The 18520-nt window shown below is 70.6% G+C and carries 19 protein-coding genes and 1 tRNA gene; 11 read left to right on the top strand and 9 right to left on the bottom strand.

Features of this window, described 5'->3' with window-relative positions:
- Window positions 1–41 precede the first annotated feature (41 nt).
- Window positions 42–467 (top strand): HIT family protein, encoded by a 426-nt coding sequence (locus QYS60_RS13400; protein ID WP_003936783.1) that lies wholly within the window; start codon window positions 42–44, stop codon window positions 465–467.
- Here the strand turns inward: QYS60_RS13400 and QYS60_RS13395 are convergent.
- Genes QYS60_RS13395 through QYS60_RS13385 form a run of 3 tightly spaced genes read right to left on the bottom strand, consistent with a single transcriptional unit; the run spans window position 429 to window position 3729 of the window.
- Complete coding sequence (locus QYS60_RS13395; RefSeq protein WP_371383415.1) at window positions 429–1532, bottom strand: alpha/beta fold hydrolase; 1104 nt, start codon at window positions 1530–1532, stop codon at window positions 429–431. The genes QYS60_RS13400 and QYS60_RS13395 overlap by 39 nt on opposite strands.
- A gap of 53 nt (window positions 1533–1585) precedes the next feature.
- Window positions 1586–2995 carry a cell wall metabolism sensor histidine kinase WalK gene (locus QYS60_RS13390; protein ID WP_289377515.1) on the bottom strand — a complete coding sequence of 470 codons (1410 nt, stop codon included), beginning with the start codon at window positions 2993–2995 and terminating at the stop codon, window positions 1586–1588.
- Window positions 2992–3729, bottom strand: coding sequence for a response regulator transcription factor (locus tag QYS60_RS13385; RefSeq protein WP_371383414.1), 738 nt, complete (start codon window positions 3727–3729; stop codon window positions 2992–2994). Before QYS60_RS13385 ends, QYS60_RS13390 begins: the two co-directional genes overlap by 4 nt.
- A 129-nt stretch (window positions 3730–3858) precedes the next feature.
- On the opposite strand from QYS60_RS13385, the gene QYS60_RS13380 reads away from it, so the two are divergent.
- From QYS60_RS13380 to QYS60_RS13370, 3 genes are all read left to right on the top strand, one after another.
- Window positions 3859–5043 carry an Ig-like domain-containing protein gene (locus tag QYS60_RS13380; protein WP_289377513.1) on the top strand — a complete coding sequence of 395 codons (1185 nt, stop codon included), beginning with the start codon at window positions 3859–3861 and terminating at the stop codon, window positions 5041–5043.
- 91 nt (window positions 5044–5134) lie between these two features.
- On the top strand, window positions 5135–5341 hold the full coding sequence (locus QYS60_RS13375; RefSeq protein WP_371383413.1) for a hypothetical protein: 207 nt from the start codon (window positions 5135–5137) through the stop codon (window positions 5339–5341).
- A 58-nt stretch (window positions 5342–5399) separates the two neighbouring features.
- Complete coding sequence (locus tag QYS60_RS13370; protein ID WP_371383412.1) at window positions 5400–6254, top strand: ABC transporter; 855 nt, start codon at window positions 5400–5402, stop codon at window positions 6252–6254.
- A gap of 5 nt (window positions 6255–6259) precedes the next feature.
- Here QYS60_RS13370 and QYS60_RS13365 read toward each other — a convergent pair whose 3' ends face one another.
- Entirely contained in the window at window positions 6260–7042 is a 783-nt protein-coding gene (locus QYS60_RS13365; protein ID WP_371383411.1) for a nuclear transport factor 2 family protein, read from the bottom strand.
- 150 nt (window positions 7043–7192) lie between these two features.
- On the opposite strand from QYS60_RS13365, the gene QYS60_RS13360 reads away from it, so the two are divergent.
- The 3 genes from QYS60_RS13360 to QYS60_RS13350 all read left to right on the top strand — a co-directional run bounded on the left by QYS60_RS13360 (window position 7193) and on the right by QYS60_RS13350 (window position 10732).
- Window positions 7193–7645, top strand: coding sequence for a hypothetical protein (locus tag QYS60_RS13360; protein WP_371383410.1), 453 nt, complete (start codon window positions 7193–7195; stop codon window positions 7643–7645).
- Between the two features lie 42 nt (window positions 7646–7687).
- Complete coding sequence (locus tag QYS60_RS13355; protein ID WP_371383409.1) at window positions 7688–9277, top strand: phytoene desaturase family protein; 1590 nt, start codon at window positions 7688–7690, stop codon at window positions 9275–9277.
- Between the two features lie 81 nt (window positions 9278–9358).
- Window positions 9359–10732 carry a serine/threonine-protein kinase gene (locus tag QYS60_RS13350; protein ID WP_289377507.1) on the top strand — a complete coding sequence of 458 codons (1374 nt, stop codon included), beginning with the start codon at window positions 9359–9361 and terminating at the stop codon, window positions 10730–10732.
- A 118-nt stretch (window positions 10733–10850) separates the two neighbouring features.
- Here the strand turns inward: QYS60_RS13350 and QYS60_RS13345 are convergent, their stop codons facing one another.
- Window positions 10851–11021, bottom strand: coding sequence for a hypothetical protein (locus tag QYS60_RS13345; RefSeq protein ID WP_235157328.1), 171 nt, complete (start codon window positions 11019–11021; stop codon window positions 10851–10853).
- Window positions 11022–11175: 154 nt separating this feature from the next.
- Between QYS60_RS13345 and QYS60_RS13340 the strand changes: the two genes are divergently transcribed.
- Both QYS60_RS13340 and QYS60_RS13335 read left to right on the top strand, forming a co-directional pair.
- Window positions 11176–11697, top strand: coding sequence for a helix-turn-helix domain-containing protein (locus QYS60_RS13340; RefSeq protein ID WP_289377506.1), 522 nt, complete (start codon window positions 11176–11178; stop codon window positions 11695–11697).
- Window positions 11698–11770: 73 nt separating this feature from the next.
- Window positions 11771–12004: a hypothetical protein gene (locus QYS60_RS13335; protein ID WP_238586371.1), complete on the top strand. Its 234-nt coding sequence runs from the start codon at window positions 11771–11773 to the stop codon at window positions 12002–12004.
- 86 nt (window positions 12005–12090) lie between these two features.
- On the opposite strand, the gene QYS60_RS13330 is transcribed toward QYS60_RS13335, so the two are convergent.
- A tRNA-Thr gene (locus tag QYS60_RS13330) sits at window positions 12091–12165 on the bottom strand.
- Between the two features lie 120 nt (window positions 12166–12285).
- On the opposite strand from QYS60_RS13330, the gene QYS60_RS13325 reads away from it, so the two are divergent.
- The gene (locus QYS60_RS13325) at window positions 12286–13758 is read left to right on the top strand and encodes a threonine/serine exporter ThrE family protein (protein ID WP_371383408.1); all 1473 of its coding nucleotides are present in this window, start codon (window positions 12286–12288) and stop codon (window positions 13756–13758) included.
- 27 nt (window positions 13759–13785) lie between these two features.
- Here QYS60_RS13325 and QYS60_RS13320 read toward each other — a convergent pair whose 3' ends face one another.
- From QYS60_RS13320 to QYS60_RS13310, 3 genes are all read right to left on the bottom strand, one after another.
- The gene (locus QYS60_RS13320) at window positions 13786–14025 is read right to left on the bottom strand and encodes an MbtH family protein (RefSeq protein ID WP_003936798.1); all 240 of its coding nucleotides are present in this window, start codon (window positions 14023–14025) and stop codon (window positions 13786–13788) included.
- Window positions 14022–15413 (bottom strand): lysine N(6)-hydroxylase/L-ornithine N(5)-oxygenase family protein, encoded by a 1392-nt coding sequence (locus tag QYS60_RS13315; RefSeq protein WP_371383407.1) that lies wholly within the window; start codon window positions 15411–15413, stop codon window positions 14022–14024. Before QYS60_RS13315 ends, QYS60_RS13320 begins: the two co-directional genes overlap by 4 nt.
- A 141-nt stretch (window positions 15414–15554) precedes the next feature.
- Window positions 15555–17279: an AMP-binding protein gene (locus QYS60_RS13310; RefSeq protein ID WP_371383406.1), complete on the bottom strand. Its 1725-nt coding sequence runs from the start codon at window positions 17277–17279 to the stop codon at window positions 15555–15557.
- Between the two features lie 161 nt (window positions 17280–17440).
- Here QYS60_RS13310 and QYS60_RS13305 point away from each other — a divergent pair, with 161 nt between their 5' ends.
- A complete protein-coding gene (locus QYS60_RS13305; protein WP_371383405.1) occupies window positions 17441–18457 on the top strand; it encodes an NADP-dependent oxidoreductase in 1017 nt (338 codons plus the stop codon).
- Window positions 18458–18520: the final 63 nt, after the last annotated feature.

Here is an 18520-nt window from a genome sequence, read left to right as displayed (position 1 = left end):
CGAGAGGCGCCGGCTGCGGCGGTCCGCCTATCCTCCCCGGTATGGCTTCCGTGTTCAGCATGATCATCGCCGGCGACCTGCCGGGCCGGTTCGTGTGGCAGGACGACGACGTCGTCGTCTTCCTGACCATCAACCCCGTGAACCAGGGCCACGTGCTCGTGGTGCCGCGGCAGGAGGTGGATCACTGGCAGAACGTCGACGACGAGCTGTGGGACAAGGTCCACAACGTCGCCCGCATCATGGGCCGGGCGGTGTGCTCGGCGTTCGGCGCGCCGCGCGCGGGACTGCTCGTCGCCGGCCTCGAGGTGCCGCACCTGCACCTGCACGTCTTCCCCGCGTACGACCTCGGTGACTTCGACATCAGCAAGGCGGAGAAGGACCCGTCGCCGGAGTCGCTCGACGAGGCCCAGGCGAAGCTGAAGGCCGCGCTACGGGAACTCGGGCACGCGGACCACGTCCCCGCCTGACCCTGTGGTCCCCGGCGGCACCGGTGCCGCCGGGTCGTCGAGGAACTCGGTGAAATGCGCCCACGACGTGCCGCGGGCGGCAAGGCCGGCGAGCAGGCCGAGGTGGCTGCCGGGCACGACCTCGAATCGCACGTGGGGCGATCCGGGCAGCACCCGGCCGATCGCCTCGACGGCCGGGACGGGTGCGAGCACGTCGTCGCTGCCGGCGAGTGCGAGCACGGGCACGGTGACGTCGGCGAGGTCGATCGTCCGGTCCTCGAACCGGACCCGGCCCGTCGCGAGTTCGTTCGCGACCGTGAGGCGCATCGCCATCTGATGGAACAGCCGGCCCGGGTAGCCGGGCATGTCGGCCTGGAACCGGTCGATCGCCTCCATCCGGGCGAGGGTGCCGGCGTCGGCGAGGTTGCGGGCGACGAACCACGGCCGGGTCAGTTCGCGTTCGAGGGCGGTGGCCCGGTAACCGAGCTGCACCAGCGGGGCGGGCACGCCCCCGAGCAGGTGGGTCACGGCCGTGAGGGCGGGCTCGCCCACGACGCGGCCGAGGTGCCGGGCCGGCCCGAGGAAGGGGATGCGCTCGTAGTCGATCGGCGTGCCGAACGCGGTGATCGAGCGAATCGGCAGCCCGGGATGGGCGGCCGCGGTGAGCAGGCACAGGGTTCCGCCGAGGCTCCAGGCGGCCAGGTCGACGTCGCGACCGCCGCACAGTTCGGCGACCCGCGCGATCGCCTCGGGCACGATGTCGTCGACCCAGTGTTCGAAACCGAGATGCCGGTCGGAGCGGTCCATGGTGCCGAAGTCGAGGACGTGGACGTTGCGGCCGGTCTCGACGAGATGCTGCACGAGACTCTGCCCGGGCCGCAGGTCGTAGCAGCGCGCGGGCGCGGCGAGCGGCGGCACGAGCAGGACGGGGGCACCCGCGTCGGACTCACCGTAGCGGCGCAGGGTACGGTGCGGTCCGTCGGCGACGACGACGGACGCGGTGGCGTGCTGCGGTTCGATTCCGTCGCCGACGAACAGCGCCCAGGCGTTGCGCAGGGCGCGCTGCGCCGTCCCCGACAGTCCCACGACGTCTCCTTACTCGAAAGTCAGTTACGTCACCGTAGCTCAGGGACGGACCGTCACTCCACCGGGATCCGCGGGATCAGCACCCGGAACGTCGACCCGGCGCCCGGCGCGGAATCCACCTCCACCCGGCCGCCGTGGGCCGTCGCCAGCGCCGCGACGATCGACAACCCGAGACCGCTGCCGCCCGACGAACGGGCGCGCGACGCGTCGGCGCGGTAGAAGCGCTCGAAGACCCGGGCGCGGTCCGCCTCGTTCAGGCCGGGGCCGGTGTCGACGACCTCGAGCACCGCGTCGGGTCCGGCGGTGCCGACCCGGACGGTGACGTGCGCGCCGGCCGGGGTGTGGGTGAGGGCATTGGTGACGAGATTCCCCAGCACCTGCCGCAGCCGCGCGTCGTCGCCGAGCACCTCCGGGGTTCCGGGACCGTCGAACACCTCGAGCTCCACAGTCCGCTCCGGCGCGACGGCCCGCGCATCGTGCACCGCATCGGCGGCCAGCGCGAGCAGGTCGACCGGGTTCTGCTCGAGCGGCCGCTGGGCGTCGAGGCGGGCCAGCACGAGCAGGTCCTCCACCAGCAGGCCCATCCGCCGGGACTCGCTCTCGATGCGGTCCATCAGCATTGCGGTGTCACTGCTCGCGCCCTGACGGTAGAGCTCGGCGAACCCGCGGATCGTGGTGAGCGGGGTGCGCAACTCGTGGCCGGCGTCGGCGACGAACCGGCGCATCTTCTCCTCGGATCTGCGGGCGGATTCCTCCGACGCCGCCGTCGCCGCGAAGGCTTCCTGGATCTGGCCGAGCATGCCGTTCAGCGCCACCGACAGCCGCCCGACCTCGGTGCGCGGGTCCCGCTCGGGAACCCGCCGGTGCAGATCCCCGCCCGCGATCGCCGCCGCGGTGTGTTCGACCTCCCTCAGCGGACGCAGACTGCGCCGCACCACGAAGTACCCGGCCACCCCGAGCACGAACAGCACCGCGGCGCCGATACCGATCTGCAGCACGACGAGCCGATCGACGGTGTCCTCGATCGAGACCAGGGTGACACCGACGGTGGTCACGATGCCCCCGGCGCTCTGGGTCGACACCACCCGCCAGCGCACGTCGGACCCGTCGGCGGAACCCACGGTCTGCGGCTCCCACACCGGCTCACCGGGCAGCGCCGGCGACGTGGACTCGTCGTTGACGACGAACCGCTCCGACCCGTCGGGGCCGACGACCCGCACATAGAACGGGCTCGGCGGCCGGTTCGAACTCGGGGCATCCGGCGGCGGTAGGTCGCGGCCGGCGCCGGGCGGCTTCGCCCACGTCCGAGCCGCGGTGTGCAGGTCCTGATCGGTCCGGGCGAGCAGCGAACTCTGCAAGGCGGACGTCACCGCCACCCCGGACGTCAGCAGTCCCAGCCCCGACAACGCCACCAGCGCCGCGACCAGCGTCAGCCGCAGTGGCAGCGGCCGTATGCGGCTCACTCCCGGGGTTCCCGCATGACGTATCCGACCCCGCGCAGGGTATGGATCAACGGGGTGTCGCCGGTGTCGACCTTGCGCCGCAGATAGGAGACGTACGACTCCACGACGCCGACCTCCCCGCCGAAGTCGTAGCTCCACACGTGTTCGAGGATCCGCGGCTTGCTGAGAACCGTGCCCGCATTGACCATGAAATACCGCAGCAGGGTGAACTCGGTGGGTGAGAGCGACACCGGCCGGCCGGCCTTCCACACCTCGTGGGTGTCATCGTCGAGTTCGATGTCGGCGAAGGTGATGCGGGCCGAGCGTTCGTCCGCGGAGACCATGCCGGCCCGTCGCAGGATCACCCGCAGCCGGGCGATGACCTCCTCGAGGCTGAACGGCTTGGTGACGTAGTCGTCCGCGCCCAGGGTCAGGCCGGACACCTTGTCTTCCACGGCGGTCTTCGCCGTCAGGAACAACACCGGCGCGTCCGAACCGTCGGCCCGGAGCCGGCGCAGCATCCCGAACCCGTCCATCCCGGGCATCATGACGTCCAGGATCACCGCGTCCGGCCGGAACGTCCGGGCCCGGTCGAGCCCCTCGGCGCCGTTGCTCGCCGTCTCGACCTCGAAACCCTGGAATTTCAGGCTCACCGCGAGCAGTTCGACGATGTTCGGCTCGTCGTCGACGATCAGGATCCGGGCCTCGGGGGTCTTGTCGGTCACGGCGCCGATTCTCCCGGAGACCCCTGGCATGCCGCTGCGAGAAACCTGGGAACTTCCTGTACGGCCGGCCCTGCCGAATCCGGACCGCCGGGGTGCGGCGATCGGGGATCATGGACGTGTCCGCACTGTGAGACGTGTCCGCATCGTGAGGAGCCGTCCGTGTCGCCGAGGTGGGTGCACCGCGGGGCGGCGTCGGTCGCCGCCGTCGCCGTGTCCCTGGCCGTGGCCTGCCCGCCCGCGGCCGCGGAGGAGGTCGAGGTCTCGTTCGGCATCGCGTGCCGGGTGCGGTCGGTGATCGACGTCGACGAGCTGCTCGGATCGTCCGCGACGGTGGACGCGCCCGCCCGGGTCCGTCCGGGTGAGCGGTTCAGCTACCGCATCCAGACGGCCCCCGTCGCGTATCCGGACTCGAGCCGCGGCGCCACCACCCGCAGCGTCTCCCGCCTGAAGAACGACTTCGCGATCCCCGCCAACGCGACGTTCGTCGACGCGACGGTCGTGCCCGGAACCGCCTTCAACCTGGACAACGTGCCGCCCGGCGTGCTGCGGGTGAACGAGGACGGCGTCCCCGACCCGGCGGGCACGATCCTGCGCCTGTCCGGAAACAACGAGGTCATCGGCAACAGCCCCACATCCGGCACCGAGGGCGAGGCCGGGATCCGGGCGCCCAAGACGCAATTGCAGCTCGACGGCACCCCCAGCCCCGTCGGCGACAGCTGGTTCCGGCTCCCCGCGGTGGAGGTGACCATGATCGCGGGCGACGCGGGCGTGATCACGCCTATGCTCCGCACCGCCGGCGCCGCGGGCCTGGTCGACGACGACGCCAACTACAACACCTCGCTCACCCAGGCCACGTTCCTCGGCTCCACCCAGTGGGGACCGACACGCTGCTCGCCGCGGGACACGATGACCGGGCCCCTCAACGCCGGCGCCGGTCCGCTCGCGGTCATCACGATCTCCGACGTCGCCGAGGTGCCCGCGACGGTCACCGTCGACGCCCCGGAGGTGGTCGACGACGGCACGGTCGTCACCCTCACGGCGACGGTGACGCCGGACGTCGAGGGCGGCACGGTGCTGTTCCGGGACGGCGGCACCGACCTGGGTCCGCCGGTGGCGGTCGTCGACGGCCGCGCCACCGTCGAGCATCGCCTCTCCGGCGCCGGAAGCCACACGATCACCGCGGTCTACTCGGGCGCGCCCGGCGCGGCGGGCGCGACCTCCGAACCCGTCGCGGTGACGGTGCCCGGGTCCGGGAACGCACGCGGCTGGTGGATCGCGGCCGGGGTCGGGGTGGTCGCCGGGGTGCTGGCCGTCGCCGTCCTCGCCCGCCGCCGGAGGCGCTGATCCGGCCGGACACGCCCCGCACGTCCACCATGTTGTCGGCGCGTGATGCTATTACGGGACGAAGACAGCCACCGCGAAGGAGGTCCCGCCCATGACGTGCCGGGCGTGCCGATCCGATCTCGACCACTGTCACGGCACCCTCGTCGTGCACGCGACGACCACCGTGGACTGCACCGATCCCGACTGCTTCGACACCTCCCGGGTGCGGCACGTGCTGGTGATCGACTGCTCCGAACTCGCTCAACGCTGCGACTGCACCGACGTGTACGCCCGGGTGGGCGCGCGCCGCGTCTCCTGAGGACCCGCGGCGGCTCGTCCCGCCGAGCCGCACTGTTGCGCCGGTTACAGTGACAGGCATGAGTCTGGCGTCCGCGCTCGCGTTCCCCGTCCGTCTCGGCTTCGCTGCGGCGGACTCGGCCCTCGGCGTCGCCGAAGGCGTCATCGGGACCGTCCGCCTGGCGGTCTCCCCCCAGACATACGCGGGGCTGAACGCGGTCGGCGTCGCGAGCCCGCGGGGACCGCTCGGCCTGCTGCAACAGGTCTCCGTGCTGGCCGCCGACGACCGGCCGCTCGGCCAGGCGCTGCGTCCCGGCGGACCGCTGGACCGCCTCCTCGCTCCCGGCGGACCGGTAGACCGGCTCACCGCCCCCGGCGGCCCCCTCGACCGGCTCCTCGAACCCGGCGGCGCCCTCGACCGGGTGACCGCGCCCGGTGGTCCGCTCGAGAAGGTCCTCGCCGAGGACGGAGCCCTGGACCGCCTGCTGTCGAGCGGCGGCCTCCTCGATCGGCTCACCGCCCCCAGCGGCCCACTCGAGCGTCTGCTCGCCGAAAGCGGACCCGTCGAACGGCTCACGGCTCCCGGCGGGATCGTCGACGTCGCCCTCCAGCCCGGTGGCCTGGTCGAGCGGGCCCTCGAGCAGGGCGGGGTGCTCGACACCCTCCTCGCCGAACAGGGGGCCCTCGAACGCCTGCTCGCAAAGGGCGGTCCGCTCGATCAGATCGTGTCGCTGTCCGAGACGCTGGTGCAACTGACCCCCACGATCCATCGGATGAGCACCAGCATCGACGTGCTGCAGGAGACCGCCGAACTGCTCCGCGAGGCGGTGGGCCCGCTGGGCGATCTCGCAGGCAAGCTGCCCGGCCGGTGGCTGCGCAGCGGCTCGGGTGGCTCGGCCACCAGCGGCAGGCACGAACTGCGGGCGCCGGACTGATCCCCTCACTCCTGCAGATCCGTGACCGCCCGGAAGGTGCCGTCCATATGGAACGGAGTGGACTCGTGCTCGTGGGCGATCCGCCACGCCCCCTCGACGCGGCGTAGACCGAACGTGACGCGGAACCACAGATCGAAGCGCGGTCCTCCGTGCTGGGTCGCTCCCAGCCGCGACAGTGCGTGACAGAACGCGACGTCGCCGGCCGTCTCGACGTGCAGGTCCTTCACCTCACAGTCGAGAGGGCCGTCGAACCCTGCGAACCACGACGCCCAGACCTGCGGAGCGGGAGCGGTCTTGCGCAGCGGCGGTGCCAGGTCGAACACCGTCGCACCGGGGACGTAGCACGCGGCGAGCCGATCGACGTCCTTGGCGTTACGAGCCGCGGTGTGCTCCTCGATCAGCGCACGAATCCGTTCCTCGTCCGGAGACTCGTCCGTCTCGAGGACGGCGAGGATGTTGCCCGCCGGGTCCCGGAACCACGCGATCGGCGGGCCGACCCGACGGAAGATGCCCCTGTCGTCGACCCCCTCGTAGCGCTCGAACCGGACACCGCGAGCGGCGAGTTCGTCCACCACCTTCTCGAGGTCGCGAACGGGAAAGTCGAGGATCGTGTAGGTGGCCGGAGTGTGGTCCTCCTTCGGATAGATCAACGTGTCGCGTCCGCCCTTGAGGTGCAGGTGCAGCATCCCGTGCTCTTCCGACACGGAGATGCCGAGTACGTCGCCGTAGAACTTCGCGGCCGCCGCCACGTCGTCGACGGCGAAACTGGAAAAGGAACGGTCCAACATGGTGCTGACTCCTCACTGCGAACGATGCCGTACCTGTTCCGACCACCGAGCGGCGGCAAACTCATCGGCCGAACGGTGACTTTCTCCCCTGATGCGGACCCCGACGCCGGGGTTAGCGTGGAAGACGGTTCCGACCGAGGGGAGGTCGCCATGACACCGGCCCGCCCGCGCTCCCCGATCGCCGCCCGGCGATTCGGGTATCTCGTCGCGGTGCTCCTCAACGCGGTGGTGCTGTATGCCGCGAACGTGTGGCCGGGCTGGGAGGCCGTGCCGTTCCTCACCGAGGACACCCGCTCCGTCATCGGCTTGGTCAACACCTCGATCCTGGTCAGCCTGGTCGCCAATCTCCTGTACCTGATGTGGGATCCCGTGTGGTTCAAGGCGCTGGGAGACGCGGTCACCACGACGGTCGCCCTGCTGGCGCTGCCGAAGATCTGGCAGGTGTTCCCGTTCGACTTCGGCGAGGCCTCGTTCGACTGGCCGCTCGTGACGCGCATCGTCCTGGGGCTGGGAATCGTGGGCAGCGTCATCGGGATCGTCGCCGCGTTCGTCACCTTCGTCCGGGTGGGTCACCCGTCCACCCGGGAGATCCGGTCTCACTGAACAACACCCCGAGCCGGCGATGTCCGCACATCGGAGGTCAGCATGGAAGAACGTAACGACTACGACGTGGTCGTCGTCGGGGCCGGCCCCGGCGGGCTCACGACTGCAGCGTATCTGGCGGCGACGGGACGCCGGGTGCTGGTGGCCGATGCCCGCACGCAGCCGGGCGGTCACATGTCCGCATTCACCCACGGCGGCTACGAATTCGACATCGGACTGCACTACACCTCCGAGGCGCCGGTGCGGCATGCACTGGGACCGCTGGGTGTGGACGTGAGCTTCCGGGAGTTCGATCCCGCGGGGATGTTCCGGCTGCTGAACGGGGATCGCGAACTGGCGGTCCCGAAGGGTATGGAGGCTTTCCGGACCACTCTGTACGAAGCATTTCCGGGCGAGCGACGAACGATCGACGAATTCCTCACCACCGTCGGGCTGCTCACCGAGGAGCTGGAACGGATCGCGGAGCGGCCGCACCTGCGGGAGCTGCCGCAGCTGCCGTGGCGGCTGCGCGGTCTGCTCCGTCACGGCCGCACGACCGCCGGCGGCTACCTGCGTCATCTGCACGCCTCTCCGCAACTCACCACCGCACTGCTCGGCTGGACGATCGGCAGTCTGGCCGTGGCGCCGTCGCGGCTGTCGCTGCCGGTGGCAGCCCGGATGATCCACTCCTACCTCGAGGGCCTGTCGTACCCGCAGGGCGGATCGCGGGTCGTCTCGGAGGGTCTCACAGAGGTGGTGCGCCGCCACGGGGGCGACGTGCTGCTCGGCACGGAGGTGAGCCGTATCCTTCTCGGCGGCAACAAGGTTCGTGGTGTACGCGTACAGGACGCCTCGCTCGACACCGTGCCGGGGCCCGGACGCGAGATTCTCGCTCCCGCAGTCGTGTCGGCGGTGGACATCCAGCAGACCTACCTGTCGCTGCTGCCGCCGGATCGTGTGCCGTCCCGGCTCCTCCGGCGGGTGCGGGGTTACGAGCTGGCCCTGCCGCTCGCCGTCGTCTACCTGATCCTGGACCGGGACCTCGCCGCCGAGGGCTATCCGAACGCGACCCGTCTCGTCTCCGACACGGACGACTTCGATGCCGAGTACGCCGCGCTCCGGGCGGGCGAGCTTCCCCCGGCCACGTCCTCCGGGCTGTGGATCGCGAGCCTCGCCGACCCGGACAACCCCCGGCTGTGCGCACCCGGACAGACCAATGTCCAGCTGATCGGCCCGGCACCCGCACAGCACTCCTGGTGGGGTATCGCGCCGGGAAGCGGTTCGACCCCGCGCTACGACGCGAGACGACGTCAGCTTCGCGACCGGCTGGTGCACTCTGCCGAGCGCACAGTCCCCGGCCTGGCCGATTCCATCGTCCACGAGGAGACGGGGACACCCGTCACCGCCGAACGCTTCATGCACTGCACCGGCGGCGTGTCGTACGGCCCGGCGTTCACCCCGAGCCAGACGTTCACCCGGCTCGGCGCGACGGGGCCGGTCGAGGGCTTGTTCCACGCCGGTGCGGGTGTTCGGCCGTCGCACGGGCTGGTCGGCACCCTGTTCGGTGGGACGGCCGCCGCGGCGGCGGTTGCGGGCGTATCCGTCGACGAGTTGCGGGACGCGGCAGCGGCCGGGTGTGCCACCGCCAGCTGATCGGTTGCCCGCGACGTCACGCGGTCCGGACGGCTGTCGCTCACCCGGTAGCACCGCCGGCACCGCACTAACGTCGGAGGCATGACCGTCCCCGAACTGCTCGCCGGCCGCTACGAGTTGCGCGGCATTCTGGGCTGCGGCGGGATGGGCGAGATCAGAGACGGCTGGGACACGCGTCTCGGGCGACCCGTCGCGGTGAAGGTTCTCCGCGGCGAATTCGGACGCCGGACCGACGAGCGCCGGCGCTTCGAAGCCGAGGCGCGCGCGGCGGCGTCCCTCGACGATCCGCACATCGTCGCGGTGCACGACAGCGGCGAGGACGCCGGCGTGCCCTACATCGTGATGGAGCGCTTACCCGGCGGCACCCTCGCCGACGAGATCGCTCTGGGCCCGATGCCGCAGGACCGGGTGCGGACCATCCTGAGCGACGTGGCAGCCGCGGTCGCCGCAGCGCACGAGGCCGGGATCCTCCACCGTGACATCAAGCCGGCCAACATCCTCTTCACCGAGGCCGGAGCGGTGAAGGTGACCGATTTCGGCATTGCCAAGAGCGCCGGCGAGCACTACACCCGCACCGGCGAACTCGTCGGAACCGTCGCCTACCTGAGTCCCGATCGGCTCGCCGGCACACCGGCGAGCGCGCACGACGATCTGTATGCCGTCGGGGCCGTGGGGTACGAGGCGCTGACCGGGCGCAAGCCCTACGACTACGACAACCTGCTGGCGCTGGCGCGCGCGATCACCCATGGGCCGCCGCCCCCGCTGGCCGCGGTGCGACCGGATGTCGACCCCGGACTCGTGGCCGTGATCGAACGGGCGATGGCACGCGATCCCGGACAACGCTTCACCAGTGCCTGGGACATGCTCGCCGCCCTGCGGGGCCGGTCCTTCGCCGCTCCGGTGAGCGAGGTGCCCCACGGGCCGACCCGGGAGTTCACCGTCGCCGCGCCGCTCGGGCCTGCGACGACTCCTGCGAGGCTCGACGCGACCCCCGAGTCCGACCCCGGTCGTCGCCGGATCCTGTTCGCGCTCGGTGTGACGACCGCAGTGGTGGTCGCCCTGCTCCTGCTGGCCTGGGGTCGGGGTGGTGATGCGCCGTCGGTCGCGGGGACGAGCAGCGTTCCCGTCACCACCCCGATGCCGGTCGACAACCCCAATTCCCCCGTCACCCCGGAGGTGAGCCCGTCGCCTACCTTCACCACCGTCCCCGCGCCGGCGCCGATCGTGCCGCCGGTCGTGCCGGAGTCCGGGAACGGAAGCAGCGGGAGCGGAAGCAGTGGGAACGGAAGCAGTGGGAACGGCAACGAGGAGAACGGCGACGAGGGTCGCGGCAACGGTGACGAGGGTCGCGGCAACGGCAACGGCAACGGCAACGGCAACGGCAACGAAGGTGGCAACCCGGGCCGTGGGAACGAGGGCGGCAGCAACAACGGCGGCGGCAACAGCGGCAGGTGACGCGGGAGCCGGAACACCGTCGGCACAGAAAGGGAGAGGCTGCCGGGTTCGACCGCGGGGCTGTCCGAACGCCTCGGACGCTCCCACTTCGAGGTGGGAGCGCCCGAGGCGGGAGGGATCAGAGCAGAATGCCGAGACCGGCGAGCAGAGTGAACAGCGTTGCAGCGAGGGAACCGAGAACCATTCCTACCTCCAATGTGTCGTGTGACGATCCTTCGTCTCCGCGGGGGACGGAGACGAACGACGCCCCGTGCCGCAGGGTGCACGACGAGGGCGTCACCAAGATCATCGAGCGGTACATGGTAGGTGTTACCCCTGGTTCCACAGTTCCATACTGTGATGCCCATCACTGCCGTTCGTCATGCGGGTAGCCGACGGCCTTCGTGCCGGCGACGGGCCGCCGGGCCTGACTATGCCGCGAGCAAGTCACTTAGGATGGGCGTATGGATGCGGCACGGTTGGACGGTTTTCTCGCCGATCGCGATGCCTGGCAGACCACCCAGTGCTCGATCGCGAAGGCGATGGACACGGTGGGAACCCGCTCGGCGATGCTGATCCTGCGCGAGGCCTACTACGGCACCAGGCGGTTCGACGACTTCACCCGCCGCGTCGGGATCACCGAGGCTGTCGCGGCCGCCCGTCTTCGCGAACTGACCGCCGAGGGCCTGTTCGAGCGTCGGCCTTACAAGGAACCCGGGCAGCGGACGCGGTACGAGTACGTCCTCACCGAGAAGGGCCGCGACCTGCTCCCCGTGGTGCTCGCGCTGAAGCAGTGGGGTGACAAGTACCTCCAGGGCGAGCGCGGCGCTCCTCTCGGCCTCACCGACGACACGACCGGCGATCCCGTGCGCGTCGAGGTCCGCAGCGCCGCACGCGAGGTCCCTCTCGAGGAACTGCGCGTGACGCCGAACTTCACCGAGGAGCAGGCCCGGCGCGCGATGCGCAACGCCTCCGCAAACCGGTGATCCACCGTCGGGCGCTCTGAGAGAATCGGTCGACACGTCGTCACGAGCTCCGGGGGTGATCACCGTGACGGAGATGCCGGAATCCGGTGCCGGACCCGATCTGACCCGGGTGCCGACCGACGCCCTGCTCGCGGAGATCCGCCGCCGGATCGAGTCGTCGCCCGCCGTCCCTGCGACAGCGGTGCCCGATCGAACCGAGGACGCCCCTCCCCCGAACACGCCGTTGCAGGTGTTCGAGGTCGCCGCGGACGAGAGCGACGAGACCGGGTTGCGCGCCTCACCGATCCACCCGGACAGCGAGACCTGAGCGGATCCGCGCGCCCCGCAGTCGGATGCGGATGCAATTGCTGTCGCGTCCGACCGGGAAGGGCGCGGATGCCCCGGCGCCGCTGGTGGAGCCCCCTGTCAGGATTGAACTGACGACCGCTCGCTTACAAGGCGAGTGCTCTACCACTGAGCTAAGGAGGCAGTCGAGCGCGCCAATCATACCGAGACACCGGGCCGGGCATGCCACCCCCCGGTTCGTTACGGTGGATTGGTGGCCGGGACGGCCGACATCGACGACGACAGAGTTGGGAGCGCACAGCGGTGGGAACGATGGCAACCGCCTTCGGAAAGCTTGTCCTCGACCGCCGGGCGACCCTGGACACCATCACCGAGGCGCCGGCGCCGCTGCAGCCGATCGACCTGACCGACGACGCGACGGTCGCCGAGGCGCTCGACGTCGCCGTCCGCGTCGGCGAGGTGATGCTGGCCGCGGGCACCGGTGCGATCGACACCTCCGAGCAGGTGCGTTTCGTCGCCGCGACGTACGGCCTGGCCCAGTGCGACGTCGACGTGACCTACAACTCGATCGTCCTCTCGGCGTACCGGGGGCCGACGATGCCGCCGGCGAGCACGATGCGCGTCGTGCAGTACCGGTCGATGGACTTCACGCGGCTGGCCGCGGTGGACCGGTTGACCCGGCGCATCCGGCGGGAGGCGATCTCGCCGGCGCAGGCCCGCGAGGATTTGCTGGCGATCACGACGGCGCCGCACCCGTACCACCGCTGGATGGCGACGTTCGCGTGGGCGGCGATGGCCGCGTCGATCTCGGTGCTGCTCGGTGGTGGCGTGCTCGTGGCGGCGATGGCGTTCGCGTCGACAGCGGTCATCGACCGGACGAACCGTGTGCTCAACGGCATGGGCCTGCCGTTCTTCTTCCAGCACGTCGTCGGCGGCATCATCGCCGCGACGCCCGCGATCCTGTTGTTCAACCTGCGCGAGCCGTTGGGTGTCGACGTGCCACCGGGCCTGATCATCGCGGCCGGCGTGACGGTGCTGCTGTCGGGCTTGTCGCTGGTCGGGTCGGTGCAGGACGCGATCACCGGAGCGCCGATCACCGCGTCGGCGCGGTTCTTCGAACTGGTGATGATGACGGGCGGGATCATCGCCGGCGTGGCGACGGCGCTGAAGGTGATGGAGGCGCTGGGCGCGGAGTTACCGGTGATCAGCAACGATGCCCTGCCCACGGCGACCGCTCTGCCCGTGAAGGTTCTCGCCGGTGCGGCGTCGGCGCTGTTCTATGCGCTGGCGTGCTACGCCGAGCGGCGGGCGCTGACGGCTGCCGCGCTCGGCGGTGCGGCGGGCAGCCTCGTGTTCCTGATGTCGATGGAGTTCGCGGTGGGCCCGATCATCTCGTCGGCGACGGCCGCGACGGTGGTCGGTTTCGCCGGTGGCCTGATGGCGCGACGGGCGCTGACCCCACCGTTGGTGGTGGCGGTCGCCGGTATCACCCCGCTGCTGCCGGGCCTGTCGTTGTACCGGGGCCTGTATGCGGTGATCGGCAACGAACTGCTGCTCGGACTGACCGCGCTGTTCTCGGCGTTCGGCATCGGGTGTGCGCTGGCGGCGGGGGTGACGCTCGGCGAGTGGCTGGCCCGCACGGTCCGGCATCCGCGCAGCGTGCTGCGGGCGGGGTCGCTGCGCCGGCCGCAGTTGCGGCGCGTCCGGCTGGTCCGTCCGTACCGGGCGTCGAAACGCCACGAGAGTCACCCCGCGGGTGGCGCACCCGCGGGGTGACTCTCGTCCACGCGTTACCTCGGACGGTCAGGCGCCGGCGTTGCGCGCCTTCTCGTCGGCTTCCATGGCGTCACGCAGGCTCTTCGGCCGCATGTCGGTCCAGTTCTTCTCCACGTACTCGACGCACGCTGCACGCGACTCCTCCCCGAACACCACGCGCCACCCCTGCGGCACCTCGGAGAAAGTCGGCCACAGCGAGTACTGCTCCTCGTCGTTCATGAGGACGTAGAAGCGGCCGTCTTCGTCGTCAAAAGGATTCGTGCTCATCTCGCCTCACTTGTCGCATAGGTGTGCTGCTCCCGTACCCTAGCAAGGTCCGGGGCCCGGTCATGACCCGCTGGTAGTTTTCCGTCGCGCTGCTCGAGGACGGATCCGAGGATCTCCCCGGACCGGATCGCCACGTTCGACAACAGCGACGCCGTCAGCCCGTGGGTCTTCTCGGTGCCGCCCTGAAGATAGATCCCCGCCCGGACGTCGCCCGCGGTGGGCAGACGGTAGTCCCGGTCGACCGTGCGCAGCGGCGACGACTCGGGAGCGAGAGCGCCGAGCAGCGGGGGCAGCGGGGCAGCGTCGAATCCGGTGGCGAGGACCACGGCGTCGCACGTCAGGGTGTCGGTGAGCCCGTCGAGTGTGCTGCGCACGTCCACCTCGATTCCGGTGGCCGTCTCGGTGACGGCGCCGACCTCGGACGCACGCCGCATGAACAGCCGACGCCGGCCGCCGACGCGCTCGCGGTACTCGGCCGCATACAGCGCCGCGATGAGGTCGGGGTCGACGACGGAGTAGTTGGTGCTGCGGTGCAGGGCCAGCAGTCGCTCCCGCTCCGCCTCGGGTGCGGCATGCAGTTCGTCGACCGTGGCCGGATCGAAGATGCGGTTGGCGTACGGGCTGTCGTCGGCGGGGCTGTAGCCGAAGCGGGCGAACACGTTGTGCACCTCGGCCTGCGGATAGTGGTCGTGCAGGTACTGCACCACCTCGGCAGCGCTCTGGCCGGCGCCGACGACGACGAACCGCTGGTGCACGGGCGCGGGCATCTCGGCCAGATGGAACAGGAACCGGTGGTTGTGGAAGCACCGCACGGTCTCGGTGGCCCACGGGGGGATGCGGGGCCGCAACCCCACCCCGACGACGATGTTGCGGGCGTGTACGACGGTGCCGTCGGCGGCGTGGACGGCGAGGCGGTCGGCGATGCCCGCCGGGTCGCGTACGGCCTCGACGGCGACGACCTCGGTGCCGTACCGCACGTCGGCGTCGACGCGGGCGGCCGCCCACTGCAGATAGTCCTGGAACTCGTGCCGGGTGGGGAAGAACGTCTGGTGGTTGACGAAGTCGACGAGCCGGCCCCGGTCGTGCAGGTAGGCGAAGAAGGTGTAGGGGCTCGTCGGGTTGCGGAAGGTGACCAGGTCCTTCGGGAAGGCGATCTGCATGGTCGAGCCCTCGAGGAGCATTCCGGGATGCCAGGCGAACGCGGGCTGCCGGTCGAAGAACCGGGCCCGCACGGGGTCGTGTGGGACTTCGGCATTGTGCTCTTCGACGGCGATCGCCAATGCGAGATTGGCGGGTCCGAATCCGATCCCGACGAGGTCGAGGAGTTCCGGTGGTTCGCCGTCCGGCGACGGCGAGTCACCGCTGTCGTTGCAGGAGCGGTCGGTCATGGTCGCTCTTCCGTGCTCGGGGGCCGCAGCCGCGGATGGATCGATCGCACAAGAAGATAGCTCAGGCTACCCTTGGTTTGGTTAGCCTACCAATCATTGCAGCCGGTTGGGGTGTCACCCGCCGGCCCGGAGCCCCGCTCCCTAGTGACTCCCCTCCGCCCGCGCGAACAGATCGCCCTTGCGGATCTTGCCGGTGGCCGTCATGGGCATCGCCTCGACGAGTTCGACGATCGGCACCTTGTAACCCGCCATGTTCTCGCGCGCCCACGCCGTGAGTTCGCCGGCCGTGACGGTCGCGCCGGGGACCGGCTGGACGAACGCAAACGCGACCTGCCCTCTGTCCGGATCGGACCTGGGGACCACCGCGACCGTCGCGACCCTCGGGTGCATGCGCAGCAGCGCCTCGACCTCGGCGGGGAAGACGCTCATACCGTTGGTCTTGATCATCTCCTTGTTGCGGGCGAGATAGTGCAGCGCACCGCGCTCGTCGAACCGGCCGACGTCGCCGGTGCGCAGCCAGTCGCCCTGGAACGCGTCCGCGGTAGCCTCGGCGTTGCGGTAGTACCCGGTGGTCACCGAGGGGCTGCGCACGACGATCTGCCCGGTCTCACCGAGCGGCGCCGGGGCGCCCGCCTCGTCGACGATCAGGATGTCGGTGCCCGGCACGGGCAGTCCGCAGAACACCGGCTCGCTCGCGAGGTCGAAGTCGCCGTCCTGGAAACCGAGCGTGAAGGTGTCGGCGGTGTTCGTCTCGGTCATGCCGTAGCTCGCCTCCCGCAGGGTGTGGCCGGTCGCGTCGCGCCACCGCCGACGGATCGCGGGGTCGAGCTTCAGCACGAACGACACCGCCATGGCGTTGTCGAGCGTGGCGGCACGGTTCCCGTCGAAGCCGGGCGCGTCCATGAGTTCGACGTAGTTGTCGACGGTGCCGACCGTGCTGGTGACGCCGTGCCGCTCGACGAGAGCCAGCGCGGCGTCCGCGTCCCACCGGGTCATCAGCACGACGGAGCCGCCGTTGACGAGAGGATTGAGGATGCCGAAGACTTCGCCGGCGATCCAGAACATGGGCAGGTAGTTGAGCACCACGGTGGTCTCCCCCACCCGCCGGCCGCCGCCGACGGTGGCCGCGGCCGCGGTGTAGACCATGTGCCACTGGGTGTGCTCGCAGCCCTTCGGCATGCCGGTGGTGCCGCCGGTGTAGTTCAGCGCGGCGAGCGCGTCCGGGTCCGTCGCGACGGCGGGTGCGCGGGGACTGTCGAGAATGCTCGCCCAGTCGCCGGCGGCCGGATCGGTGACAGGGAACGGTGGCGGCACCTCCCCCGGCCTCGTACCGGTGAGCATGTCGCCGAGGGCAGTGACGGCGACATGCCGCACCGGCGTGCGCGGCCGGACCGCCTCCACCAGCGGGAGCAGTTCGGGCTGCGTGAGCAGGATCGTGACGCCGGCGTCGGCGAGCTCGTGGGCGAGCTCGTGTTCGCGCAGCATCGGGTTCACGGGTACGTGGACGGCGCCGATCTTGAGGATGCCGAGCATCGCGACGTGGAACTGCGGGCAGTTGCCGAGGTGGACACCGACCCGGTCGCCGGCCCGGGCGCCTCGGGCGAGCAGCCAGCCGGCGAACCGGTCGGAGAGGTCGTCGTACTCGGCGTAACCGACTGTGCGACCGTAGAACTCGATCGCGGGGGCATGCGGGCGCACGTGCGCCCAGTGCCGCAGGTAGTCCACGAGCGCGCGCTCGTCGATCGGGTACTCCACCGTCCGCGGCACCTCCGGCGGCCAGTGCGCTTCCTGCACCCGCCGGATCCCGGTGAGCGCGGCCTCGAGGGCGTCGGAGTCGGTGGGGACCGTGTCGAGCTCGCGTGCCATGTCGACCTTCCGTTCTCGGGGCATCCGGCGGCGACGGGGTGATCCCGGTCACCCACTGTGTATAGTTGAATCCGGCGTCGAATTCAACTAACCGGGACGACCGCCGCACATCCGAATCACCGCACCGCAGCAGGGCTCTTCTGCACTCGAAAGGAAGACGTATGGCGTCCGTGAACAGGCAGGTCCGACTGGCACGACGACCGGTCGGCCGCCCCGACGACTCCACATGGGAGGTCACCAGCGCCCCGGTTCCGCAGCCGGCCGACGGTGAGTTCACCGTCCGCGTCGAGTACGTCTCCCTCGACCCCGCCATGCGCGGATGGCTGAACGACGTCCGGTCGTACGTCCCGCCGGTCGGGATCGGCGAGGTCATGCGCGCCCACGCCGTCGGGCGGGTACACGAATCCCGCCACGACGGCTACAAGGAGGGACAGCTCGTCTCCGGACACTTCGGCGTGTGCGACTACGCCGTCTCCGACGGCAGCGGCGTCGTCGCGGTCGACGAGTCCCTCGCACCGTCGCCGGTGTGGCTGGGTGCGCTCGGATTCCCCGGCATGACGGCATATTTCGGGCTCGTCGACGTGGGACGGATGAAGCCCGGCGACACCGTGCTCGTGTCGGGCGCCGCCGGGGCCGTCGGCAGCATCGCCGGGCAGATCGCGAAACTGAGCGGATGCCGCGTCATCGGCATCGCCGGCGGAGCCGAGAAGTGCGCGTGGCTCACCGACGAGCTGGGATTCGACGCCGCCATCGACTACAAGGCCGGATCCGTGGGCCGGGCGCTGCACGCGGCCGCACCGGACGGGATCGACATCTACTTCGACAACGTCGGCGGGGAGACGCTCGACTCGGCGCTGGCCGTGCTGCGCAAGAACGCGCGAGTCGTGTTGTGCGGGGCCATCTCCGGCTACAACGCGACCGACCCGCAGCCGGGCCCGTCCCGCTACCTGTCCCTGCTCGTGAACAGGGCATCCATGACCGGGTTCATCGTCTTCGACTACCTCGACCGCTTCCCCGAGGGCATGGCTGCCGTGTCGGAATGGATCCGCCGCGGCGAACTGGTGACCCGTGAACAGGTCGAGACCGGCGGCGTCGAGGCGTTCGGACGCACACTCAACATGCTGTTCGACGGTGCCAACACCGGCAAACTCGTCCTGGAGACCACGGCCGACTCCTGAGGACCCGGCGCCCGGCCGGGTCGCCTCGCGACCCGGCCGGGCGCGATCAGTTCTCGAATCAGT

Origin of the sequence: Rhodococcus sp. GXMU-t2271, from assembly GCF_041414735.1 — a bacterium.
Classification (GTDB): Bacteria; Actinomycetota; Actinomycetes; order Mycobacteriales; family Mycobacteriaceae; genus Rhodococcus; species Rhodococcus indonesiensis.
The sequence above is the reverse complement of the archived record's forward strand: the minus strand, read 5'-3'. Positions and strand labels throughout refer to the sequence as shown.

What these genes read in the sequence shown, in the direction of transcription:
- QYS60_RS13400 (WP_003936783.1), top strand. Translation starts at nt 42, where the DNA reads ATGGCTTCCGTGTTCAGCATGATCATCGCCGGCGACCTGCCGGGCCGG.
- QYS60_RS13385 (WP_371383414.1), bottom strand. Translation starts at nt 3,729, where the DNA reads ATGCCAGGGGTCTCCGGGAGAATCGGCGCCGTGACCGACAAGACCCCC.
- QYS60_RS13375 (WP_371383413.1), top strand. Translation starts at nt 5,135, where the DNA reads ATGACGTGCCGGGCGTGCCGATCCGATCTCGACCACTGTCACGGCACC.
- QYS60_RS13370 (WP_371383412.1), top strand. Translation starts at nt 5,400, where the DNA reads ATGAGTCTGGCGTCCGCGCTCGCGTTCCCCGTCCGTCTCGGCTTCGCT.
- QYS60_RS13365 (WP_371383411.1), bottom strand. Translation starts at nt 7,042, where the DNA reads ATGTTGGACCGTTCCTTTTCCAGTTTCGCCGTCGACGACGTGGCGGCG.
- QYS60_RS13360 (WP_371383410.1), top strand. Translation starts at nt 7,193, where the DNA reads ATGACACCGGCCCGCCCGCGCTCCCCGATCGCCGCCCGGCGATTCGGG.
- QYS60_RS13355 (WP_371383409.1), top strand. Translation starts at nt 7,688, where the DNA reads ATGGAAGAACGTAACGACTACGACGTGGTCGTCGTCGGGGCCGGCCCC.
- QYS60_RS13350 (WP_289377507.1), top strand. Translation starts at nt 9,359, where the DNA reads ATGACCGTCCCCGAACTGCTCGCCGGCCGCTACGAGTTGCGCGGCATT.
- QYS60_RS13345 (WP_235157328.1), bottom strand. Translation starts at nt 11,021, where the DNA reads ATGATCTTGGTGACGCCCTCGTCGTGCACCCTGCGGCACGGGGCGTCG.
- QYS60_RS13340 (WP_289377506.1), top strand. Translation starts at nt 11,176, where the DNA reads ATGGATGCGGCACGGTTGGACGGTTTTCTCGCCGATCGCGATGCCTGG.
- QYS60_RS13335 (WP_238586371.1), top strand. Translation starts at nt 11,771, where the DNA reads ATGCCGGAATCCGGTGCCGGACCCGATCTGACCCGGGTGCCGACCGAC.
- QYS60_RS13320 (WP_003936798.1), bottom strand. Translation starts at nt 14,025, where the DNA reads ATGAGCACGAATCCTTTTGACGACGAAGACGGCCGCTTCTACGTCCTC.
- QYS60_RS13315 (WP_371383407.1), bottom strand. Translation starts at nt 15,413, where the DNA reads ATGACCGACCGCTCCTGCAACGACAGCGGTGACTCGCCGTCGCCGGAC.
- QYS60_RS13310 (WP_371383406.1), bottom strand. Translation starts at nt 17,279, where the DNA reads ATGGCACGCGAGCTCGACACGGTCCCCACCGACTCCGACGCCCTCGAG.
- QYS60_RS13305 (WP_371383405.1), top strand. Translation starts at nt 17,441, where the DNA reads ATGGCGTCCGTGAACAGGCAGGTCCGACTGGCACGACGACCGGTCGGC.